Consider the following 23886-nt stretch of genomic DNA (forward strand, 5'->3'; position numbering starts at 1 on the left):
GAGTTGATCTCAAAAGTTACAAGTTTCTCAAAATATTAATTACTGTTTTTTATGTGCATTTACTGCAGCAGCCACAAAGTTTACAAAAATCGGGTGCGGATTTGCAACTGTACTTTTGTATTCTGGGTGGTATTGTACACCAATGAAGAATGGGTGATTTTCAAGCTCTACGATTTCTACTAAACCTGTATCAGGATTAACTCCAGAAGCTTTTAAACCAGCTTTTTGCAATTCATCAGCATATTTATTATTGTACTCATAACGGTGACGGTGGCGCTCCGAAATAGTTTTTTCTCCGTAAATTTTGTATGCTAAAGTGTCTGGTTTGATATCACATTTCCAAGCACCTAAACGCATTGTACCTCCTTTATCAGTTACGTTTTTCTGTTCTTCCATTAAATTCACAACGGGATGAGGCGTTTTATCGTTCATCTCTGTAGAATTGGCTTCAGCGTAACCTAAAATATTTCTAGAATACTCAATAACAGACATTTGCATTCCTAAACAAATTCCGAAGAAAGGAATGTTGTTTTCACGAACGTAACGAACTGCTTCAATTTTTCCTTCAATTCCTCTTTCACCAAAACCTGGAGCAACTAGAACTCCGTCAAGAGTTCCTAATTTTTCTTCAACATTTTCTGCATTAATATGCTCTGAATGAATTGAAATTACGTTTACTTTAGTTTCATTTGCAGCTCCTGCATGGATAAACGCCTCTAAAATAGATTTGTAGCAATCCTGCATTTCTACATACTTACCAACTAAACCAATATTTACAGTTTGTTTTGGACTTTTTAATCTTTTTAAGAAAGTATTCCAGTTTTTAAGATCTGGAGATGCTTTTTTAGGCAAATCTAATTTCTTTAAAGCTACAACGTCTAATCCTTCTTCAAGCATTAAATTTGGAACTTCATATATAGTAGAAGCATCAATTGACTGAATAACTGCTTCTTTTTTCACATTACAGAATAAAGCTAATTTCTGGCGTAATTCCTGAGACAATTCGTGCTCTGTTCTACAAACCAAAATATCTGCTTTAATACCACTTTCCATTAAAGTCTTAACAGAGTGCTGTGTTGGTTTTGTTTTTAATTCACCCGCAGCAGCCAAAAATGGAACTAACGTTAAGTGAATAACAATTCCGTTATTTTCACCTAATTCCCAAACTAATTGACGAACAGATTCAATATAAGGTAGAGATTCGATATCACCGACAGTTCCACCAATTTCAGTAATAACAATATCATAATCGCCAGATTTACCTAGCAATTGCATTCTGTCTTTGATTTCGTTTGTGATATGAGGAACAACTTGCACCGTTTTTCCTAAAAATTCTCCTCTTCTTTCTTTTTCAATAACCGAAAGATAAACTCTTCCTGTAGTAACGTTATTAGCCTGAGAAGTAGGAACGTTCAAGAAACGCTCATAGTGCCCTAAGTCTAAGTCTGTTTCAGCTCCATCATCTGTCACATAACATTCTCCGTGCTCATAAGGATTCAAAGTTCCTGGATCAACGTTAATATATGGATCAAATTTCTGAATAGTTGTGCGGTATCCTCTTCCTTGTAACAATTTTGCCAAAGATGCCGCGATAATCCCTTTTCCTAATGAAGAGGTCACACCTCCTGTAACAAAAATATATTTTGTTTGATTCATTCTGTTGTTTGTTTGTAAGTAGTTGTGTAAAAAACTTGGCAAAAGTACAAATTTAATTAGACAATTTATCAATTCCAGAATGAGATAATTTTTAATTTTTTAGACTTCTTTCAATTTAAATAGCCGTTTGAAGTTCTGGCTTTATAAAACGAAAGCTTTTTAGGATTTTAGCTAAAAATTCGCAACTAATTATGGAGAACTTTAATAAATTAAAAAACAAAAATTAAGATCTAATTTCTATGTATAATCATTAATACTTCTATAACACATCATATCTTTCAAAAAAAACTCTATATCACAAAATGTTAGATTATAATTTTAATTAGAAGAAACCATTAAAAAATTTAGCGTTAAAGACCATTTATCCCATAAATCAACATTTACTCCATGATTTTTAGCTGAAATATACACTACTATATCATCTAAAATAGACAATACTTCTTTTTTAATAATTTTAGCTTCTTTCTGATTTCCGCTAACATTTAGCAATTTCACATCTAACTTATTAAATCTATCAATTTGAAATTGAATATAAATTCTTCCTTTATACTTAGAAATAATTGGAGACCATTTTAACCTTGTTCTTAGAATACTACAAAATTTAGGATTCAAACTATTGTTTTCAATTAGTAAAAACTCCCTTTTTCCATACAAAAATTTAGGCTTTTCTTCCACATCACTTAAAGACATTATTGAACCATTTCTAAAATCAGGACAGTTTTCTCGAATTATTTTTTGTGCTTCTCCATCGTGCAACAAATAAGCTTGATAAAAATCTTCACAGGCAGTTTCATTATCACCTAATTTTAATTCTACAGCAGCACGATTAAACCATCCATCTTTGTTTTTTGGATCTTCAATCGTAATCTTCGTATATATTTCTTTTGCTAATAAAAAATCACTTTCTAAATAAGCCTTTTCTCCGTCTATCAATAATTGATTCACATTATTAGTCTGAGCAACACACACTTGTACAATAATAAAAAATAACAATGTAATTTTTCTCATAAAAACCTTTTAAACTCAAGGCAATCTAGAAATTACCTAATTTAGTATTTTATCTTTAAACAATGATAAATATGTATCAGAAGATAAAAGGCCTTTAAAAGTCAAAAAAAGAATAAAATAAGATTAAACTACTTTATTTAGGAAAGTATATTTAGTTTTTAAGGCTTCGGATATTGCTTCTTAATATTTCGAATCAATTCTTCCAAACCATTTAATTTCAATTCATAAATAAGCTGTAGTTGCTGTCCTAACTCTCCTTTTGGAAATCCTTTATTATGATACCAGACAACGTAATATTCAGGCAAGTCAATTAAATATTTTCCTTCGTATTTCCCGAAAGGCATTTTGGTGTGCGCTAATTTGATGAGTTGTTTTTTGTCTTGATCCATAGTTTTCTTGCAGAAGAAAGAAGCAAGATGAAAGACTTCGTAGATTTTCTGCTTATTTCATTTCACGCAAAACTACTATTTATTTTTTCTTTTGCACTGATTAAAAGGATTCTCACAGATTAAAAACTTAGAACCTTAGTGTCTCAGCAACTTAGAGGCTTAAAAAAAAGAAGCAAGAAAAAAGAACTTATTTCCGCCCTCTCTTCCTGCTTCAAAAATATTATTTAAAAAAAGTTCAGCACAGATAGAAACCTCTGTCCCTTTGTCCCTCTGAACCTTTGACACTTTTTAGTAATGCCATCTCACAAATGCTTCCATTGCAGCATAAGTTGCTAAACCTAATTGGTGGTACAATTCTGCTGTTTCGCGGTTTCTGTCTTCTGCTCTTTGCCAGAACTCTCTCGCGTCTGTTCCTTGAAAAACAACTCCATCTTTTTGCGATTGGTGTTTGAAAATTCCGTGACGTTTTGCTAAAACTTGATCTGGACTCATCGGAACCGCCATTTCAACTTCGTCAATTCCCCATTCTTGCCAAGCTCCACGGTATAACCATAACCAACAGTCATTCATAAATTCTTTTGGTTTCAAAACCTTAACGGCTTCAAAAATTGCATCTAAACAAACTTTGTGAGTTCCGTGTGGATCTGCTAAATCTCCTGCTGCGTAAATTTGGTGTGGTTTAATTTTTTCAATTAAATCAACCGTCAACTGAACATCTTCTGGTCCGATTGGTTTTTTCTCGATTGTTCCAGTTTCATAGAAAGGTAATTCCATAAAGTGAATCTGAGAATCTGGAAGACCAACAAAATGACTTGTAGCTCTCGCCTCTCCTTTTCTAATTAAACCTTTAATGTATCGAACTTCTGGAATATCAATTTCGCTGTTCTTTTTATTCTGTAAGAATGCTTCTGCTTTTTTGTAAATATCATCTGCTTGCTCACTTTTTATTCCGAATTTTTCGTTGTAATCAATTACGAATCTTGCGAAACGAAGCGCTTCATCATCAGCAACGGCAATATTTCCAGATGTTTGATAAGCCACGTGCACTTCATGACCTTGCTCTTGCAAACGCATGAAAGTTCCTCCCATACTAATAATATCATCATCAGGATGCGGACTGAATATCAATACACGTTTTTTAGCTGGTTCCGCTCTTTCAGGACGATTAGAATCATCTGCATTTGGTTTTCCACCTGGCCAACCTGTAATTGTATTTTGTAATTTATTAAAAATCTTAATATTAGTGTCGTAAGCCGGACCTGAATCTGCCAACAAATCACTCATACCGTTTTCGATATAATCTGCATCGGTAAGCATTAAAATTGGTTTTTTAAGATCTAAAGCCAATCCTAAAACTGCTTTACGAGTTAATTTGTCTGTCCAAACGATTTTTTCAACCAACCAAGGTTTGTTGATTCTCGTTAATTTTGAAGAAGCCTCTTTATCTAAAATAAAAACTGCATTGTTGTGTTCTTGCAAAAATGACGCTGGAACTCGGTTTGTAACTTCGTCTTCAACAGATTTTTTTACAATGTTTGCTTTTCCTTCTCCCCAAGCTAACAAGATTACTCTTTTTGCTTCCATGATTTTTTTAACTCCAAGTGTAATTGCTGTTCTTGGCGTATTATTTAAACCATAAAAATCTTTACTTGCTGCAACTCTTGTAATATGATCTAACGCAACCAAACGAGTTTTAGAGTTTTGAAGCGAACCAGATTCGTTAAAACCAATATGTCCGTTACCTCCAATTCCAAGAACCTGCAAATCGATTCCGCCTAAAGCTTCGATTTTTGCTTCGTATTCGTGGCAATAATCTGCAATTTGTTCTTTTGTTAAAAGTCCATCTGGAACATGAGCGTTTTCAGGTAAAATATCGACATGATCAAACAAAAGTTCTTTCATGAAACGAACATAACTGTTGATTGAATTTGGTTCCATTGGATAATATTCATCCAAATTAAAACTAATTACGTTTTTAAAGCTCAAACCTTCTTCTTTATGAAGACGAACTAATTCAGCATACAATCCTTTTGGAGAAGAACCAGTTGCCAAACCTAAAATACAAGGTTTTCCTTCATTCTGTTTTTCTTTGATTAAAGTTGCAATTTCTTGCGCCACTTCTTTTGAAGCATCCGTTGAATTTTCAAAAACAACTGTGTTGATGTTTTCGAATCGTTTTTCGAAACCTGTTGCCTTGTCGATTTTACTTTTTAACATGATATATTAATTTTTTATTTTTTGTTCTTTTAAATTATTACCATTTCCTGTATTTATGTCCTTTTACAGCATAAAAAAGAATCATTATATAAGAAGGCAATAACATTAGATAAGCAATTTGATTTCCGCTTTTTGATACATTTTGCATATTTTTTGCAACTAAAGAGGAATTTATGCTTTCTGTAATCATTCCGTAAAAAAGTGGAAAAACAGCTCCACCAATAATTCCCATAATCAAAATTGCGCTTCCAATTTTTGTATAACCTTCTAAATCTTGCAACGCCATTGGCCAGATTGCAGGCCAGCACAATGCATTTGCTAATCCTAAAAGCGCTACTAAAAGTATTACTAAAGGAATATTTGAAGTCCCTGGAACTTCAATCATAATTTTTGGAGAAATTAAAACAATTGCCAAAACTAAAATTATTCCTAATACTCCAGATACTTTTAAAGCCTTAACCTGAGAAACATATTTAGGTATTAAAACGATTCCAAGAACATATCCAATCACCATTGCCGACATTGTAAATGAAGTTAGCTTTAGATAGAAATTTCCATCTTCTCCATAAACTCCTAACTGTTTTCCAAAAGCGCCGATCGAATCTCCAGCTAAAACTTCAGCAGATAAATACAGCATTAAAGTAATTACCCCTAAAACCAATTGCGGGTATCTAAAAGCATTTTTAATTTGTTTGAAAACACTCAGATTCGATACATTTCCTTCTTCATCCAAATCAATTTCTGGCAAAGGAGAAAATTTCACCATTAAAGCTAAAACATTAATAATCAACCCCATATAAAGATACGGTGTTTGTAATTGCAAAGCAAGAGAATTTAACGCCGTATTTTTTGCAGCTTCGTCCATCAAAGCGATTTTTTCTGCGGTAAAGTCTTGCATATTAGACAAAACAAGAACTGTAAGCACGATTGGAGCCACAAAGCCAGCCAGTTTATTTGCAATTCCTAAAACACTTATTCTTGCAGCAGCACTTTCTCTCGGTCCAATTACCACAACATACGGATTTGAAGCGGTTTGCAAAACTGCTAAACCAGTTCCCATTATAAATAATGCAATTAAAAACAAAAGAAAAGTTCGGCTAGATGCTGCTGGATAAAACATAAACGCACCAGCGGCGATAATTAATAATCCTAAAGATATTCCGTTTTTATATCCCACTTTTTCAATAATATAAGAAGAAGGAATTGCCATTACGAAATAAGCAATATAAAACGCGAAGGTTACAAAATAAGCTTGAGAAGAAGTCAATTCGCAAGCCAATTCAAAAAACGGAATTAGCGGCCCGTTTAGCCAAGTTACAAATCCTAGAATAAAAAACAATAATGTTAGAATGACCATCGGAACAATGGCACTTTTTCTTTCTACCTGTAATGTACTTTGAATGTTTGTCATAATTTTTGGTTGATTAGTTTATAGATTTATTTAATTCAAAATCTAAATTAGAATCAACTCTCACATTATTGATTGCGTAATTTATGCAAATATCTGCATTTTTTTTGCAAAACAAAAGTACTACATTAAATTTCCCTAATCTCTAATTTAGATATGAAAGTTTTGTTAATTTTTGCTATTCCAGTTTAAATCAGGGTAATATTTTGCCAAATATGTTTTTACATCAGCAATATCTTCTTTGGCTGTAAGGTCTGGAACGTGCTCAGAAAACGGAATTCCGACTGTAGTTTGCGGATTTTCTTTAACGGAGTTTAAAAGTACCGTTGGCAATTCCTTTTCATCGCGCTCTGGATGAACAGGACAATTCTTTAAATGTGTATATAATGTTTTGCCATTAAACTTAAAAGCATTCATACTTACGCGTATTTTTCCTTCTGCATCTTTATATTCTTCTAAAACCTCTTCTGAAGGTTTTTCTAAGATATCCAAAAGCTGATTATCCTTATCTAATTTTGCAATTGCAAAACGAGAAATACGCTCTTGCGGAAAATCCATTGCATCTCGATCGTAACTAATAAATGCGTTCAGGCTTTCGGTTTCTCTTAATGCGCGCAAAGCTTCTGCTGAATACAAATTATCACTATTGCAAACGGAGTAAAACTGCGAATTCAATTCTGGATATTGTTCTACCGCCTGAAATAAAGCATCGGCAGTTCCAAAAGGTTTTACTCTTCCTTCAGGAATATATTGAACAGCAAATGAGATGTTCAGCCCGTGAAAGTCATTATTTTTCATTTGACTTCCATAAAACTCTTTAAACAATTCTCCTTGTTCACCTATTATAATATAGATGTTTTTATAGCCAGCTTTTTTTGCATTCCATAAAAGATAATCTAAAAGAGGTCTTCCGCTCGCACCGACACCAATTAAACCTTTACTTCTTTCGTTTGCCTGAGCAATTTCTTCTGGAGTCAAATTATCTAAAACCGCTTCTTTTTTCATACGAGAAGAAGCTCCGCCGGCTAGAATTACTAAGTTGTTGTGCATTTTATTTTAAATTTCAATATTATCAATAATTCGTACTCCCGGATCTACATTAACTACATAAGCTTCTTCTGCTCCAGCATTTAAAATTGCTTTTATAACCGCATCTTCTTTTTCAGGATCTGCAATAACCACAATGCTTCCTCCTCCTCCAGAACCCACAATTTTAGCACCGTAGGCGCCCGCTTTTAAAGCCGCATTGATCATAGCGTCTATTCTAGGAACTGTTATTTTAAGAAGATCTCGCAAAATTTCATGATGACCATTCATTAAAGCACCAATTTTTTTAAGATCTAAAACTGGCTTTTCAAATTCTTTTAATGCTTCTTTAGTGTAATGGTAATTTTTGATTGCTGCTTCAAAAAACGGAATCAAACGATCTGGAAGACAATTTCTATATTTATTTAAATCTTCAATTTCTGAAGCGTTCAAATCGAATTCGGGATAGTTTTGTTTAACAATATCAATCGCCATTAAAGCATTCCCTTTTAATTCGCCGATTAAACCGATTGTTTCTTTAGGAACTCCAGAAACTCCAGTTATCAAACCTTTTAACTCCGTTCCGATTACATCAAACGAGAATGGATTTTTGGTGTTTATATACACGATATTTCCAACGCCAATGCTAAAATGATCCATCATTCCTCCAGGTTCTCCATGTTCTAAAACTTCAGATTCATAGCCTAATTTCGAAAGAAAATCGGGCGTGACTTCTTGATTAATTCCAAAAGCCTCAATTAAAAAACGAATCCAAGCCATTAATAATGCCGAAGAACTTGATGTTCCTGAATTTATTGGAATATCTCCGGTAATAGTTATTGTGTAACCTGATGTTGGAATGCAACCATATCTGCGTAAAACGCGAAGCGCTGAAGCAAAATAATCTCTTGCTTCTAATTTTTCGAATGTAGCATGAATATCTATGATCCGAATTTCGTCTATATCAATCATATTGAGCACAAAAGTATCGGTCTGATTTTCTTTGGCAATTAGCTTAATATTTCTATCTATGGCGCAAGCTATAACAGGAAGTCCTAAGTAATCTTGATGATCTCCAAAAAGACAGGTTCTCCCTGGCGCTGAAGCTGTAATTTTCCTCATTTAAAAACAAGATATTATAATACTAAAAAACAGCGTTTTAAAGTATATTTTGATTAGTAAATTTACTTTGATTTTGGGTTTTGATTGTACGAAACTATAGATTATATTTTGATAAAACAAATAAATTCAGAAAAAATGTGCTCGAACACACTAAAAAATGTTCTCGAGCACATTTTTAAAATTCATCCAAAGTATATTCCGAAAAATTAAATGTTATTTATATATTTGCTTATATGGATAAAAAATATACTATTAAAGACATTGCGCAAATGGCCGGAGTTTCTAAAGGAACTGTCGACAGAGTTTTGCATAATAGAGGAAAAGTTTCTCCTGCGGCGCTGGAAAAAATTAATGAGGTCTTAAATGTTATTGATTATGAGCCTAATTTAATTGCACGAAATTTAAAAAATACTAAGATTTACAAAATCTGTGTTTTACTCCCTGATCCTGAAATAGATTCGTACTGGCTTCCTTGCGTTAACGGAATTCAAGATGCTGTAAAGGAATTTAAACCTTACAGCGTCAATATTACAATTCAGTATTTTAATCCAGAAAGCAAAAAATCGTTTGTAAATGTTAACGATAAGGTTTTAAGTCTTGAACCCGATGCGGTTTTAATTGCTCCCGTATTTCATAAAGAAACGATTGAGGCAGTTAAAGTTTATGAAGAATCGAACATTATTGTCAATACTTTCAATAATCAGATTGAGTCTAACATTGTGAAATGTTTTGTTGGTCAGGATCTTTACAAAAGCGGCCGAGTTGCTGCTAGTTTAATGAACTTAATTTTATCCGAAGGTCAAATTGCGATTGTTCATATTGATGAAAGTTTGAAAAATGCGGTTCACATGCAGGAAAAGGAAAAAGGTTTCAGAAGTTATTTTGAAGAAAAGAAATTGAATAATTTTTCGCTGACAACACTAAAACTAAAACATCCAAATGTTGAAAGCAAGTTTTTAAATTTCCTTGAAGAAAATCCGCATTTAAAAGGCATTTTTATTACAACATCAAAAGCGTATCAAATTGCTACAACTCTTTCTAGCTTGAAAGACAAAAAAATAGCGCTGATTGGATACGATTTAATCGAAAAGAATGTCAATTTCTTAAACGAAGGATTACTGCATTTTTTAATTCACCAAAATCAGAAAAGACAAGCGTATTTAGGCGTAAGCACATTGGCAGAACATTTCTTGTACAGCAAAGAAATTCCTGAAACGATTTTATTGCCAATTGATATTATTAATGTCGAAAATGCTGATTTTTACCTCTATTAATTTTAGATAATTATTCTTCAAGAATAAATTTTCCGAACGAAGATGCGATATGAAAATTTGGTTGTTCTGTTTTAGGATTAACCCAAGAAATCCATGTTGGTTCGTATTCTAAGTTTTCATTTTTTGAGAATTTGGCTCGATATACTCCAGTTTCAATAACATTATTCTGAATTAAATCTAATTCCTTAAGCGAAGCCATGCTTATTTTTCCTTGAACGGTAAATGAATTGGCGTTTTTAAAAGAATAAATTTCTAAATGTCCTTTCGGCCATTTCCAATTGTAATCGAAATTCCATTTTGGATAAGCTTCGAAGTCCAGAATTCGAGCATCAACATCCATTTCTAAACAATAATACGGGCTCATTTTTTCATCTTTTCTAAAAAAAAGCTCCACTCTATCTGAATTGCAAATGCTGTCTGTAGAATTGTCTTTTCTGTCGATATAAATTTCCGAATCAAAAACTTGAAAATTAAAATATAAATAATCTGAATTCCATCTTGCTCTAAATTCAATTTTTGAAAATGGATCTGTTTTCCAAGCCGAACAAAAGTCTGTTAAACAGTTTGCTTTTTCCCAAAAATCAGGATCCAAGTTTTCAATATTTACGCTTTCGTTTTGTTTAACTAAATTGACTTTGTAGGCTTTTAAATCTGAACTCATTTTTTTGGTTTTATTTTAATTTTCGAAATAAATAATAGCGCTTTAAAAAATGCAATTATTCTACTTTCAAAAAAACATCTTTTTATTAATTTAAAAAAGGCTAATATAAGGCAAACTTTTTCAAAAAATCTAAATGCTTTTTTTATTATAACATGAATAAAAAAATAGAGAAAGAAAAAACTCACATATTTAAACTTTAAAAATAGTTAATCAATTCTTAGGTTTCGAAATCAACAATTGCGAAATTCTTACTAAAAAACCAATCTACTTTATATTCTTTAAAAAAGAAAACAACAGGCTAAGAATCCGATTAAATCTAACAACTGTCTATTTTACATTTTATTTTAAAATATCTTCAACTTTTTTATCTCAAAAAAATCAATTGCACAATTTTATGTGCTCGAGAACATAAATTCTGTGTGTTCGAGCACATTTTTTGTGTTTTTTCTTGTTTTATAATTTTTTAATCTCTAGTTTCGTCGAACAATTAAAATTTTGAGGATAAAATTTGCATTCATTTTCGATCATTTTTAGCTAAAAAAACGAATTCAAAATCATCAACAAAACCAAAATTTTAGTCTTTAGAAAAGAAAAAATAACTAAACAAAAACTCAATTATTAACCAAAACCTAACCAGAGTATGAAAAAAGTATTCGCTAAAAAGTCCAGCACTTTAAGAATGCATTCAGTACTTGAAAAAAGCTTAAAAACGGCTTTGTTTTCATTGTTGTCTTTAAGCATTCAAGCAGCGTCTGCAGCACCGATTAGTGAAATCGCTTTAAACAAAACCAGTTTATTAGCATTTCAAAAAATAGTAAAAGGGAAAGTCGTAGACGAAAAAGGAACTCCAATTCCTGGGGTAAATGTTGTTATTAAAGGAAGTAAAACTGGTGTTCAAACCGATATTGACGGAAGTTTTGCTATCGAAGTTCCAAGCGCCTCAACGATATTAGTGTTTTCATTTCTTGGAATGCAGGAACAAGAAGTTGCTGCAGGAAATTCTTCTTTAAAAGTTACAATGAAAGAATCTGGACAACAAATGGATGAAGTAGTTGTTGTGGGATACAGTAAAGTTAAAAAGGAAAGTCTAACAGGTTCGCTTCAAACTTTAGACAATAAAAAAATTGTTGATGTTACTACTCCTGCTGTCGAAAACATGCTTGCAGGAAAAGCTACTGGTGTTTTTGTAAACACAGGCGGAGGACAGCCTGGATCGGTTGGAAAAATTATTATTCGCGGTAGAACTACTGTAAACGGAAGCACAGATCCGCTTTGGGTTATTGATGGAGTAATTGTCGGAAACAGTTCTGGAAATATGAATCCTGCCGATATCGAAACACTTACCGTTCTTAAAGATGCTGCTTCTACTGCTGTTTACGGCTCTCAAGGTGCAAACGGAGTTATTGTGGTTACTACAAAAAGCGGTAAAAAAGGAAAAGCAACTATTAATTTCTCTGCTAGAACCGCAATGACTACAATCAATAACGGAAATTTTGACATTATGAATGGCGCAGAATTATATGATTTGTATGATTCTTTTGCTAACAAAGAAGATTTCCAGAATGTTTGGTGGTGGAATCCTGAATTGCGAAACAAAAACTTCGATTGGTGGGACAACGGAAGTAAAACAGGAATTGCAAACGATTACAATCTGTCTATCAGCGGAGGCGGTGACAATTTTAAAAGCTATGTTTCTCTTGGATATTATGACGAAACTGGAGCTATAAAAGGTTATGAATATAAAAAATACAATGGATTAATGAAATTTGAGTACAAACCGAATACTTGGTTTACTGTACGTCCTCAAATAAACTTAACTAAAGAAACAACATTTGATCAACAGCATTCTGTAGGCGCTTTGTACGGAAATATGCCTTGGGATAGTCCATATTTGGAAGATGGAAGTCTAGTTGGAAATGCTCCAAATCCGACTTGGGTAAACACGACAGGTTCTAATTATTTATATGATTTACAATGGAACTATGGTGAATCTGAAAGTTATACCGTTCGTGCCAATATGGATTTTGATATTAAATTTACAAGCTGGCTGACTTTTGCTTCTGTAAACAATTATATTTTTGGAAGTTACACCTCAACGTATTATTCAGATCCGAGATCTTCTTCTGGCGAAGCTGTTAAAGGAAGAATTGAAGATTATTTCAGCAATTACAACCGTGTTTACAGCAACCAGCTTTTAAGATTTAATAAAACTTTTGACAAACATAGTTTTAATGCTGTTGCAGGTTACGAATGGAATGAATACAATTCTAAATACAGCAACGGAATTGCAACTGGAATTCCGCCAGGAATTATCGTTGCCGATGCAGCAGCTGTTCCAGAAAAAGTGGGCGGCGGAAGATCGCAATGGGCTGTTCAGTCTTTATTGTCGAATTTAAATTATTCTTATGATGACCGCTATTTAGCACAAGTTTCTTTTCGTCGTGATGGTGCATCAAACTTTGGAAAAAATGCACAATACGGAAATTTCTTTTCTGTGAGCGGTGGTTGGAATATTCATAAAGAAAGCTTTTTCCATGCCGATTTTATTCATAATTTAAAATTAAAAGCAAGTTACGGTTCAGTAGGTAACAGACCAAACAGCTTATATCCTCACCTTCCATTATATTCTTTTTCACAAAGTTATAATGAAAATCCGGGAGCTTTAATTTCGCAATTGGGAAATCCTGACTTAAGCTGGGAAAAAACATATACAGGTGATGTAGGTTTGGATATCGGATTATTCAATCGTGTAAACATAACTTTAGATTATTACAATAAAAATACTTCAGATCTTTTATATCAAGTGCCTCTCCCAGGTGTAATTGGGGTAACCAGTATTTGGAAAAATGTTGGAGCGGTAAATAATAGAGGTTTTGAAGCATCAATTAACGTAGATATTATTAAAAATGATAATTTAAAATGGTCTGTTGATGCCAACATCGGAACAAATAAAAATAAAGTAACAAGTCTTTACGGAGGTAAAACTCAGATTATTGTTGGAGACGGAAGTGGTATAGCAGGTTCTGCAAGTAAATTACTTACTCCAGGAAAAGATGTAGACAGTTGGTATTTAACAGAATGGGCTGGCGTTGATCCTGAAAATGGAAGACCTCAATGGATGACAACAGATGCAAACGGAGCACGTGTTAAAACTTATGATTATGCGGCTGCTTCTAAAAACCAAAAAGTAATTGGAGCTTATACTCCTGATTTTTTTGGAGGTTTTTCTACCAATTTAAATTATAAAAATTTCGATTTCGCAGCTATTTTCAGTTATTCTGTAGGCGGAGAAATCTACAATTATGCAAGAGCAGAATTTGATTCGGACGGAGCTTATACAGATCGTAATCAAATGAATTTACATAGCGGTTGGAGCCGTTGGGAAAAACCTGGAGATATTGCAACACATCCGCAAGCGATTTACAATAATCCGAGTAACTCAAACAAAGCTTCTTCTCGTTTCTTAGAAACCGGAACTTACTTAAAAATGAGAAGTGTGACTTTAGGCTACAACATGCCGATTGAAAGTCTATATATTTCAAATTTAAGATTATATATCGCTGGAGAAAATTTATTTACTATCACACATTATTCTGGAGTTGATCCTGAAATTCCGCCAATTAATGGAGCAATTTCTGGTGTTGCTACGCAAGTTTATCCTTCAACAAGAAAAGTAGTATTAGGACTTAACTTAACTCTTTAAAAACAAAATCATGAAAAAGATATTTCTATTATTTACAGCAATTAGTTTCCTGTCTTCATGTGAGTTAGACAGAGAACCATTTAATTCCTATACGCAAGATAAAATTCAGGAAGATAAAGAAGCTTCTATTGAAGTTTTACTAAACGGATGTTATGCACAGCTTAAAGGCTGGTCCGACGTTATGCACAGAGTTGGCGAATATCCAGGCGACAACATTATGATTAGAGGAACTTCTACGGATGCATTTTATTCTTTTATTTCTTATCAGCATGTTACCAATAATGGGCGTTTGTCTGTTTTTTGGAATAACAGTTATAAAATAATTTCGCAATCAAGTGATTTAATTAAAATTATTAAAGAAGGAGAAAGTGACGCAGTTGATCAGCAGTTAGGTGAAGCGTATTATTTGAGAGGTATGATTTACTTTTATTTAGGAAAAACATACGGAAGACCTTATGCACAATCTCCTGAAACCAATTTAGGAGTTCCAATTGTAAATGGTCTTCCAGACGACTTAAACAATTTGACTTTACCAGATCGTTCAACTGTAAAAGATACTTATGCACAAGCAATTAATGATTTGAAAAAAGCAGAAACTTTAATGAATGCTGATAAATCTGCTGCTTATGCAACAAAAGAAGCGGCTCAAGCAATGCTTTCTAGAATTTATTTGTACATGAGCGGTACTTATGATTCTCCAAATCAAGAATTTGCAACACAGTCTATCGAATATTCGAATAAAGTAATCGCAAGCGGACGTTACAGTTTATTGAGCCGTGCAAGCTTCATGAAATATAACACTTATGCTCCTGACGCGCCAGAGCAAACCGAAACTATTTTTGCTGTAAAACAAGTTGCTTCTGAGTTTTCTGGTTACGATCACTATTACGGAATTGGTGGTATGTATGCCAATATTCAAGGTCAAGGTTGGGGAGAAATGTATGCGAGTGCTGAGTATTTAGATTTGCTTCGAAAAGCTGGAGGAAAAAATGATGCACGTTGGGCTTTCATCGATCCGCAATACGCTACAGATGCTGCTGGAAACAAAACTGAAGCTTTCCGTTTTATCTACGATGTTTTTAATGCTGGAGGAACTCAAACAGGATACAACTACATGCAGCAACCTTTAAAACGTAATGCTGATGGCTCATTTTATATTACTATCGGAACTACAAACTATAATTTAACAACTGTAAATGCTGCCGAAAATCAGTATTCAATTGTATATGAAGGAAAAACTTATACTGGCGAAAAAGATTATATGATGCTTTTAAACCGTGTATATCCAATGTATTACATTACAAAATGCTCACTTCAGGATAATGATTCTCACTTGCACTCTCCTATTATTTCGAGATTGGCAGAAATGTATTTAAATCTTGCTGAAGCTTATGCTAAAAAAGGAGATTATGCCAATGCTTTAATCAATTTGAATAAAGTTCGCGAAAGAGCTATTGTTGGTGGAGGTTATACTTCTTTAAATAGCACAAACGCTGTACAAAGAATTGATGAAGAACGTCAATTAGAACTTGCGTTTGAAGCACATCGTGGTTATGATGTTTACAGAAACGGACAAACTATGACACGTCGTTATACTGGTCCTCATTTGCCAATGAACGATGTTCCTGCAACAAGTTTACGAGTGGTTCAATACATTCCGCAATCAGAAATTAATGCTTATCCAGGTACTTTGACCCAAAACCCATAATCGTTTTAGATTTGTTTATTGTTTTTAACAGCCTCTCTAGTAGTAAAAAAATTAGAGAGGTTTAAAAAAAAGTTAATCACTCAATACTTACTAATGAAAAATTTACTTTATCTAATTTTAGCTTTTTCACTTGTATCATTCTCCTGTACCGACCACAGCGAAAGTGGTTCAGAAAATAACGAAATAGAAAATCCTAAAACATCCATTTCTTTACCATTGGCAGGAAATGCATACAGTTCTAAACATCTAGAAGACAATAATACGATTACAGACAATGGCATTGAGAATTGGAAAAATGCTGACGAAACCTTTACCGTTTATTTCAGAATTTTCAAACCGGGAACTTTTCAGATTTCTGTTGAAGAATCTATTGAAGTTTATGGAAAATCAGAGCTTGAATTTTCGATTAATAATGACGCTAAAAAAGTAACTTTCAATATTTCAAAGAAAGCAGTTGTAATTGGAAATTGGAAAATCAACCAGGAAGGTTATGTTGCACTAAAAATAAAAGGAATTAGTAAAAATGGCGATCGTTTTCCATCCATCAATAGATTAAAAATTTCCAGCGCTGATTACGACGGAAAAATCTCTTACGTTCCAAATAACGAAGGTAATTTTTATCATTGGGGACGTCGCGGTCCATCTGTTCACTTAAACTATCCTGTTCAAGAAAACATAAATGCAGAATGGTTTTATAACGAAATAACGGTTCCAGAAAACGAAGATAAAATTGGTTCTTATTTTATGGCAAATGGTTTTGGCGAAGGTTATTTCGGAATTCAAGTAAACTCAGCAACCGAAAGAAGGGTTTTATTCTCAGTTTGGAGTCCTTTTAATACCGATGATCCAAATAATATTCCAGAATCGCATAAAATCAAAATGCTTAAAAAAGGCGAAAATGTTCATACCGGAGAATTTGGAAATGAAGGTTCAGGCGGACAAAGTTATTTAAAGTACAATTGGAAAGCTGGCACAACTTACAAGTTCTTGTTAAGAGGTTTTCCGAACGGAAATAATTCTACAACATATACAGCATATTTTTTCGCTCCAGAATTAAATAAATGGTTATTGATCGCTAGTTTCAATCGTCCAGAAACAAATACTTATTTAAAAAGGTTTCACTCGTTCTTAGAGAATTTTATTCCAGAACAAGGCGATTTTTCTCGAAAAGTGCTTTTCAACAATCAATGGATTTGTAATGAAAAAGGAAATTGGACAGAAATCAATACAGCCAGATTTACAAATGACAATACGGGCGCGAAAGAATATAGAATGGATTTTGCAGGCGGAACAGAAAACAATTCTTTCTATTTAAAAAATGGAGGCTTTTTTAATAATTATACAACGCCAAAAACTAACTTTACAAGACCACTTAACAATAAAAAACCTGAAATAGATTTTAGTGCATTACCTTAAACTATCTCAAAAAAAAATAAAATTTTCAGTATTTCCGATAGTATAAAAACTATCAAAACATTTAAAACAAATTAACTATGAAAACCAGTAATTTAAAATTCATTTTAGCCGCATGCATTATGTTGTGGGGAACTTTTGCATCGGCTCAAATGATAAAAACAAAAACTCCTGCAAGAGCTAAAGGTCAAACCGATGTTTTGCGTTTGGCTGCGCCAGCAATTCCAACTGTTCGTGTTGCTTTTATCGGACTTGGTATGCGCGGTCCGGGAGCAGTTGAACGTATGACACATATTCCAGGTGTAGAAATTGTGGCGTTATGCGATATGACTCAAGAAAACACTGCAAAATCAAATGAAATTTTAACTAAAGCTGGTTTTCCAAAAGCACAAGAATTTTACGGAGATGAAAATGCTTGGAGAAAAGTAACCGCTTTACCAAACGTAGATTTAGTATATGTTGCGACTGACTGGCTTCATCACGCTTCAATTGGTGTTCAAGCCATGAAAGATGGAAAACACGTTGCAATTGAAGTTCCAGGTGCTTTGACTATGAAAGAAATCTGGGAACTTATTGATACTTCTGAAAAAACTCGTAAACATTGTATGCAATTGGAAAATTGCGTTTACGATTTCTTTGAATTGACGACTTTAAATATGGCACAACAAGGTGTTTTTGGAGAAATTCTTCACGCTGAAGGTTCTTATATTCATGGTTTACAACCATTTTGGGGAGAATATTGGAACAACTGGAGAATGGATTACAACATCAAACACCGTGGAGATGTTTACGCTACACACGGAATGGGACCAGCTTGTCAGGCATTAAACATTCACCGTGGAGACAAAATGAATTTCTTGGTTTCTATGGATACAAAAGCGGTTGGAAATCCTGCTTATATTAAAGAAAAATCTGGAAAAGAAATTAAAGATTTTAGAAATGGAGATCATACAATGACCATGATTCGTACTGAAAACGGAAAAACAATTCAAATTCAGCACGATGTAACTTCTCCTCGTCCGTATAGCAGAATGTACCAATTGAGCGGTACAAAAGGTTTTGCAAACAAATATCCGTTAGAAGGTTATGCTTTAGACGGGAAAGAGTTAAGTGATGATGTAAAACCAAATCACGAAAAATTAAGCGCGCACTCTTTTGTTCCTGCAGATGTTAAAAAAGCGTTGATGGAAAAATACAAACACCCAATTGCAAAAGGAATTGAAGAACAAGCTAAAAAAGTTGGCGGTCACGGAGGAATGGACTTCATTATGGATTACAGATTAATTTACTGCTTACAAAAAGGACTTCCTTTAGATATGGATGTTTACGATTTAGCGGAATGGTCTTGCCTTGGTCCATTAACTGAAATTTCATTAGACAATAATTCTGCTCCTGTTGAAATTCCAGATTTCACTCGCGGCGGATGGAATAAATTGAAAAAATTAGAGTTTTCAGAATAAATATTGGTTAGTTAAAGAAGACAAGAGAGCAACGTTAAAAATTGCTCTCTTGTCTGTTTTTAGACAATTCATAAAACAAAATAAATCTCCACAAAAGGGAGTTATCTTTGACTAATCATAATATTTTTTAAAAAGCCCCAGCGGGGCAAATATTTATAGAATTCAAATCAGACAAATGATAAAAAGCTCCAGCGGAGCGACATATATTATAAATTAAAAATATGTCGCTCCGCTGGAGCTTTATGTTGTAAGGTCTTTTCTTTGCTATAAATATTTCGATTCTCCGAAGCTTATAAAAAAAGCTGTCTTTTTGGGACAGCTTACTTTATAATATTTATTCAAAAATTAACTCCAGTCGAAAGAAATTTTCTTTTCTATTTCCGAACTTAAACTCAAAAACACAGGGCAAGTCATTGCAGCACGTTCTAAAATGGTTCTGCTTTTTTCATCAGCATTGCTTTTCATGTTAAAAACAATTTCGATTGCTCCAATTCTTCTTGGTTCAGCATTCATAATTTTTGTTACTTCTGCGGTAGAGCCCACAAAATCTACTTCTAAATCACGAGCTTTAATTCCCATAATCGTCATCATACAGCTTGCCAAAGCATTTGCAACTGTATCTGTTGGAGAAAACGCCTCTCCCTTTCCGTTATTATCTAATGGTGCATCCGAAATAATTTCGCTTCCTGATTGCACGTGAATTGAACTTGTTCTTAAATCTCCTAAATAGGTTACTTTTGATGTCATTAATTTGCTACTTTTAAAGTTAAGTCACTATCGTAATATAAGATGTAAACACCTTTGTTAGCGTGTCCGCCATCTTCTTTTCTGTAATATTGAAATTTATTATCTACTTGTTGCGTAGTCATCATATCTGCCGTTTCTTGAAACGTTTTTCCTTGTACCAAACGCATCATAGTATCAAACGTCACATCAAATCCTCTTGTTGCATATGTTGTTGGATTTGCTTTGTTTTTAAGACGGTATTGTTTTTCATAAATTAAAACCGATTGTTCGTCACTTTCGCGTGTTACAGACGGATACATCAATTTCAATTTTACCAAATTATCAAAACTGATTTCGTCTGTATCTAATGTACTGTTTGGTTCTAAAATTACAAGCTGTACTTGACACGTTTTTTGAGAATCTAACATCGCTTTTATCGTTGCTTTGATCATGGCTGTATTTCCAGTTTCCATCACCACATAATTCATTCGATTTGGAATTAATAAGCTTTTCAAATTAGCCGCATCCAAACCTCCAGTTTCTGTCAAAGATGCAAAAGCAACTCCTCTTTGATTTTGTTTGATGTAATTAATAACCGATTCTTTTTTCTTATCAACTACAGCAACAATATTTCCGTTTTTAGAACGCATGTAATCAAAAACCGCATTTTTTATTACATCATTTGCTGGAATAGACTGATATAAATTCTCAATCGGATTGGCAATATCTTTTGATAAAGGCGAAATAACCGGAACATTATACATTCTAAGTGTATTTGCAGTCGCCTCAGCATTATTTTGATAAAATGGTCCAACTACAGCATCTGCATCTTGAAGTTTAGAAACCAAACTAGAAATATTAGATGTCGTTTTAGTTTCTTGCGAATCATAAATGGCAACATCTATTGGCAATTTTAATGTTTTTGCAGAATCGATAGCCATCATTGCACCAGCATAAAAATCTAAAGTCATATTTAAGAACTTATCATTTTTAATTCTGCTGCCTGTTCCCGTTGTATCACTTTGAATCTTAGACATATTAAATGGCAGCAATAACACTACTTTTTTACGTTCATTTGCACCTCTTTTTTTGCTTAATTCTACGATTTCAGCATTACTATTATCAGTCGATTTTACTTTATCAACAATCTTAATTCCGCCGCCAGTAGTTTCAATTGGTTTACTGTTAGAAGAATCTGCTGTTTTTTCAGCTGGAACTTGCGCCGCAATAATTGGAGCTGGAGCTACATATCCCGCAGGAACTTTCAAAACCATTCCTTCTTTTACACCTTCAGAAAGTGACGGATTTAAAGCCACTAATTCTTCTTGTGATAAATGAAAAACTCTTCCTAAACTATAAAAAGTTTCCTTTGGTTTTACTTGATATTCCATATAAGAAATTGCTTTTTTAGAAGTTTCTACAGGCTTTTTATTTTCTACAGATTTTGCAGTTTCTGTTGGTACAGATTCCGTTTTTGGAGCCGTTCCTTTAATTGTCAATCTGTAACCAACTGGCAAATTTGCAACAATATCAGGATTACGTTTTTCTAGTTCTGCAACAGTCATATCGTATTGTTTTGCAATACCAAATTTTGTTTCTTTTGGCTGTACATCGTGATATACATATTTTTCTGCAGCTTTTTCTTTTGCAGGTTTTGCAACGGTTTTTGGAGCTGCTCCTTTAGCAGGAATAACTAATTTCTGCCCGATTTGAACACCAGTTTTTTCCAAAAACGGATTTGCTGCTTTTAGAGCTTCATCCGAAATTCCGTATTTTTTTTCAATGCTATAAAACGTTTCTTTTGGCTGTACTTCATGAATTACTTCTTTGCCAGAAGAAACGACAGTTTTAGGTTTTGCAGTTTCTTCCTTCTTTGTTTCCCCATTTTTAGTTGGAATCAATAGCACAGAATTCGGAGTTATACCCGTTCTAGCATCTGGATTTAGCTGATAGATATCATAAGGAGTCACCTTAAATTTCTGCGCAATCTGATTAATAGTTTCACCGCTTGATACTTTATACTTCACTACTTTTTCTTGCGAAAATGCATTCGAAGTCATAAAAAATACAAGAGACAATAATGTTAAATAATATTTCATAATATGGCTTAAAACAATTTAATTTCTAATTCTAAAATAAGTTATAATTTTTACCAAAAGCAAAATTCGCGCCGTTTGTTTATTTCAACAAAATCTACCTCAAATCGATTTCTACTTTAGCAATCATAATATCTTTATATAACTCATCTTCTTCTTTTTTCTTGCATTTATAAAGTACTTCTTCCATGTTTTCGAACTTATCGGCATAAACATAGTACGAAAGACTGTTAATATTGAAGAAGAAACTAGCGTTAAACTCGCCAGAATCAATGAGTTTCATAATAAACTTATCTCGCTCCACTGCGTCTGTAAATATACCCAAAACTAAGTAATACCCATTCGAAACTTCTCTAAGATTATCATAAACTTCTACTTTTACTGTTTTATCAGTTCGTAACGGATTGTCTTTCAATTCTTGTTTCATTTCTTCTAAAGAAATTGTTTTTGAATTTTCTTCACTATTATTTTTTTTCTGTTTTTTGATCGCTTCATTCTGATATTTTTTCAGTTTAACCAAAGCCAATCTATCATCAAACTTTCTGGCTTCCATACTATAATAAGAAGCTTTGCTGATATGTCTTTTTACTTCAATCTTTTTTTGAGTATCTAATGAATCAATTTTGGCAATCAAAAGCTGATTTTTGGCATCACCTTGCTCTTGCTCTATTTTATAACGTTTAATTTCTTCTAAAGATAAACGTTGCTGCAAAGATGTAGCACTGCTGTTCTTCTCGCTTTCGCGGATTTTCTTCTTATATTCCTGATTTTCCTCGACGGCAATTTTTTCTACTTTATTCATCAATCCGGCATAAACCTTTCTGTTTTCAGCCAATTCTTTCTTTAGTTGAGAAGACAATTCGTTGGTTTTGTTAATTCCTTCCGAAGATTGTTTTTCTAATCTTTTAGATTCTTCAACATTCAAAATATCCATTCGTTTTAATTCCTTCAAATCGTTATTCATGGAATTGACGAGCGAATCCAATTTTGCCATCAAAATATCTTGAACGTTTTTATTTGCTTCTAAAACCAAACGCAATTTTTCAACCGAGTTTTCTTTAGAACCATTCATATCATTCAGATTCACTTTCAAATCATTAATTTTTATAATTTTCTGATTCATTTCTTTCTGAACAACCAATCGATCTTTTAAATCTTCAATTTCAACTGTTTTGGCTTTTGTTTTCTCCACCACAACTTGTTTTTCGGCTAAAGCGAGCATCAATTCTTCACTTTCGTTTGACGGTTTTATTGCTGCGGTGTTAATGGCTAATTTGTTGCCGACAATTAATCCATTTACAATTTCTGGATTTTGAGATTCTAATTGATCAATCGAAATTCCGTATTTCTTAGCAATCGAAAATTTGGTTTCTTTTGGCTCAACAACATGAAAAATAGTTTCCTGATTAATAACACGAACTCTTCCATCCAACGTTTTTCTTTTGTTTGGAATTGAAATCGTTTGTCCGATTTGCAAACCATTAATCAAAATTTCTTTGTTTAGATTTTCTAAATCTTGAACCGAAACATTGTATTGTCTCGCAATACTAAATAAAGATTCTTTTGCCAAAACCTGATGAGTAGTTTTTGACCAAACAACAATTTCTTGTTTTGAAGAATAATCTGAATTTTGAGGAATTATTAATTCTTGACCGATTTGAAGTCCGTTGGCAAGAATTTCTTGATTGGCATTTTGAATGGCCTCGAGCGAAACATGATATTGTTTAGACAAACCAAACAGCGTTTCTTTTGGAGCAACAACATGAATCTGCTGTTTTGAATTTGTTTTTTCTGAATGAACAGGAATCTTGATAATTTGATTGTCCTTGATTCCTTTTTGAGATTCGGGGTTGAGTTTGTAAATCTCGTCGATAGAAACTTTATACTTTTGGGCAATAAAATAAGCAGTTTCTCCTTTTTGAATCTTGTGCTCAATAATTGAATCTTGCGCAATTATTTTGTTAAAAGACAAAATAAAGACAAGAGAAATTGTTAAAAGTTCTCTCATAAATAGTAGGT

At 33.2% G+C, this 23886-nt stretch carries 16 protein-coding genes; 5 read left to right on the forward strand and 11 right to left on the reverse strand.

Annotated features, from left to right (window positions below):
* Positions 1 to 39 precede the first annotated feature (39 nt).
* The 7 genes from P0R33_RS04810 to P0R33_RS04840 all read right to left on the reverse strand — a co-directional run bounded on the left by P0R33_RS04810 (position 40) and on the right by P0R33_RS04840 (position 8826).
* Entirely contained in the window at positions 40 to 1656 is a 1617-nt protein-coding gene (locus tag P0R33_RS04810; RefSeq protein WP_276174430.1) for a CTP synthase, read from the reverse strand.
* Between the two features lie 318 nt (positions 1657 to 1974).
* Positions 1975 to 2664, reverse strand: a complete 690-nt coding sequence (locus P0R33_RS04815) for a hypothetical protein (protein ID WP_276174432.1) — start codon at positions 2662 to 2664, stop codon at positions 1975 to 1977.
* Between the two features lie 158 nt (positions 2665 to 2822).
* Positions 2823 to 3053: a DUF3820 family protein gene (locus tag P0R33_RS04820; protein ID WP_008462478.1), complete on the reverse strand. Its 231-nt coding sequence runs from the start codon at positions 3051 to 3053 to the stop codon at positions 2823 to 2825.
* Positions 3054 to 3341: 288 nt separating this feature from the next.
* The gene (nagB, locus tag P0R33_RS04825; RefSeq protein WP_276174433.1) at positions 3342 to 5270 is read right to left on the reverse strand and encodes a glucosamine-6-phosphate deaminase; all 1929 of its coding nucleotides are present in this window, start codon (positions 5268 to 5270) and stop codon (positions 3342 to 3344) included.
* A gap of 37 nt (positions 5271 to 5307) precedes the next feature.
* Positions 5308 to 6681, reverse strand: coding sequence for a sugar MFS transporter (locus tag P0R33_RS04830; protein ID WP_276174434.1), 1374 nt, complete (start codon positions 6679 to 6681; stop codon positions 5308 to 5310).
* A gap of 165 nt (positions 6682 to 6846) precedes the next feature.
* On the reverse strand, positions 6847 to 7728 hold the full coding sequence (locus P0R33_RS04835) for a sugar phosphate nucleotidyltransferase (protein WP_276174435.1): 882 nt from the start codon (positions 7726 to 7728) through the stop codon (positions 6847 to 6849).
* A gap of 6 nt (positions 7729 to 7734) precedes the next feature.
* The gene (locus tag P0R33_RS04840; protein ID WP_276174436.1) at positions 7735 to 8826 is read right to left on the reverse strand and encodes a galactokinase family protein; all 1092 of its coding nucleotides are present in this window, start codon (positions 8824 to 8826) and stop codon (positions 7735 to 7737) included.
* A gap of 233 nt (positions 8827 to 9059) precedes the next feature.
* Between P0R33_RS04840 and P0R33_RS04845 the strand changes: the two genes are divergently transcribed.
* Positions 9060 to 10100: a LacI family DNA-binding transcriptional regulator gene (locus P0R33_RS04845; protein WP_276174437.1), complete on the forward strand. Its 1041-nt coding sequence runs from the start codon at positions 9060 to 9062 to the stop codon at positions 10098 to 10100.
* A 10-nt stretch (positions 10101 to 10110) separates the two neighbouring features.
* Here the strand turns inward: P0R33_RS04845 and P0R33_RS04850 are convergent, their stop codons facing one another.
* Positions 10111 to 10761 (reverse strand): sugar-binding protein, encoded by a 651-nt coding sequence (locus P0R33_RS04850; RefSeq protein ID WP_276174438.1) that lies wholly within the window; start codon positions 10759 to 10761, stop codon positions 10111 to 10113.
* A 640-nt stretch (positions 10762 to 11401) separates the two neighbouring features.
* Between P0R33_RS04850 and P0R33_RS04855 the strand changes: the two genes are divergently transcribed.
* The 4 genes from P0R33_RS04855 to P0R33_RS04870 all read left to right on the forward strand — a co-directional run bounded on the left by P0R33_RS04855 (position 11402) and on the right by P0R33_RS04870 (position 19045).
* Positions 11402 to 14464 (forward strand): TonB-dependent receptor, encoded by a 3063-nt coding sequence (locus P0R33_RS04855; protein WP_276174439.1) that lies wholly within the window; start codon positions 11402 to 11404, stop codon positions 14462 to 14464.
* A 10-nt stretch (positions 14465 to 14474) separates the two neighbouring features.
* Complete coding sequence (locus P0R33_RS04860; protein WP_276174440.1) at positions 14475 to 16172, forward strand: RagB/SusD family nutrient uptake outer membrane protein; 1698 nt, start codon at positions 14475 to 14477, stop codon at positions 16170 to 16172.
* A gap of 93 nt (positions 16173 to 16265) precedes the next feature.
* Entirely contained in the window at positions 16266 to 17588 is a 1323-nt protein-coding gene (locus tag P0R33_RS04865; protein ID WP_276174441.1) for a DUF3472 domain-containing protein, read from the forward strand.
* A gap of 119 nt (positions 17589 to 17707) precedes the next feature.
* Positions 17708 to 19045, forward strand: coding sequence for a Gfo/Idh/MocA family oxidoreductase (locus P0R33_RS04870; protein ID WP_276175688.1), 1338 nt, complete (start codon positions 17708 to 17710; stop codon positions 19043 to 19045).
* Between the two features lie 345 nt (positions 19046 to 19390).
* Here the strand turns inward: P0R33_RS04870 and P0R33_RS04875 are convergent, their stop codons facing one another.
* The 3 genes from P0R33_RS04875 to P0R33_RS04885 all read right to left on the reverse strand — a co-directional run bounded on the left by P0R33_RS04875 (position 19391) and on the right by P0R33_RS04885 (position 23875).
* Positions 19391 to 19792, reverse strand: a complete 402-nt coding sequence (locus tag P0R33_RS04875) for an OsmC family protein (protein ID WP_276174442.1) — start codon at positions 19790 to 19792, stop codon at positions 19391 to 19393.
* Complete coding sequence (locus P0R33_RS04880) at positions 19792 to 21870, reverse strand: LysM peptidoglycan-binding domain-containing protein (protein ID WP_276174443.1); 2079 nt, start codon at positions 21868 to 21870, stop codon at positions 19792 to 19794. The genes P0R33_RS04875 and P0R33_RS04880 overlap by 1 nt, the downstream gene beginning before the upstream one ends.
* Positions 21871 to 21964: 94 nt before the next feature.
* Positions 21965 to 23875, reverse strand: coding sequence for a LysM peptidoglycan-binding domain-containing protein (locus P0R33_RS04885; RefSeq protein WP_276174444.1), 1911 nt, complete (start codon positions 23873 to 23875; stop codon positions 21965 to 21967).
* Positions 23876 to 23886 lie beyond the last annotated feature (11 nt).

Source organism: Flavobacterium sp. YJ01 (assembly GCF_029320955.1).
Taxonomy (GTDB): Bacteria; Bacteroidota; Bacteroidia; order Flavobacteriales; family Flavobacteriaceae; genus Flavobacterium.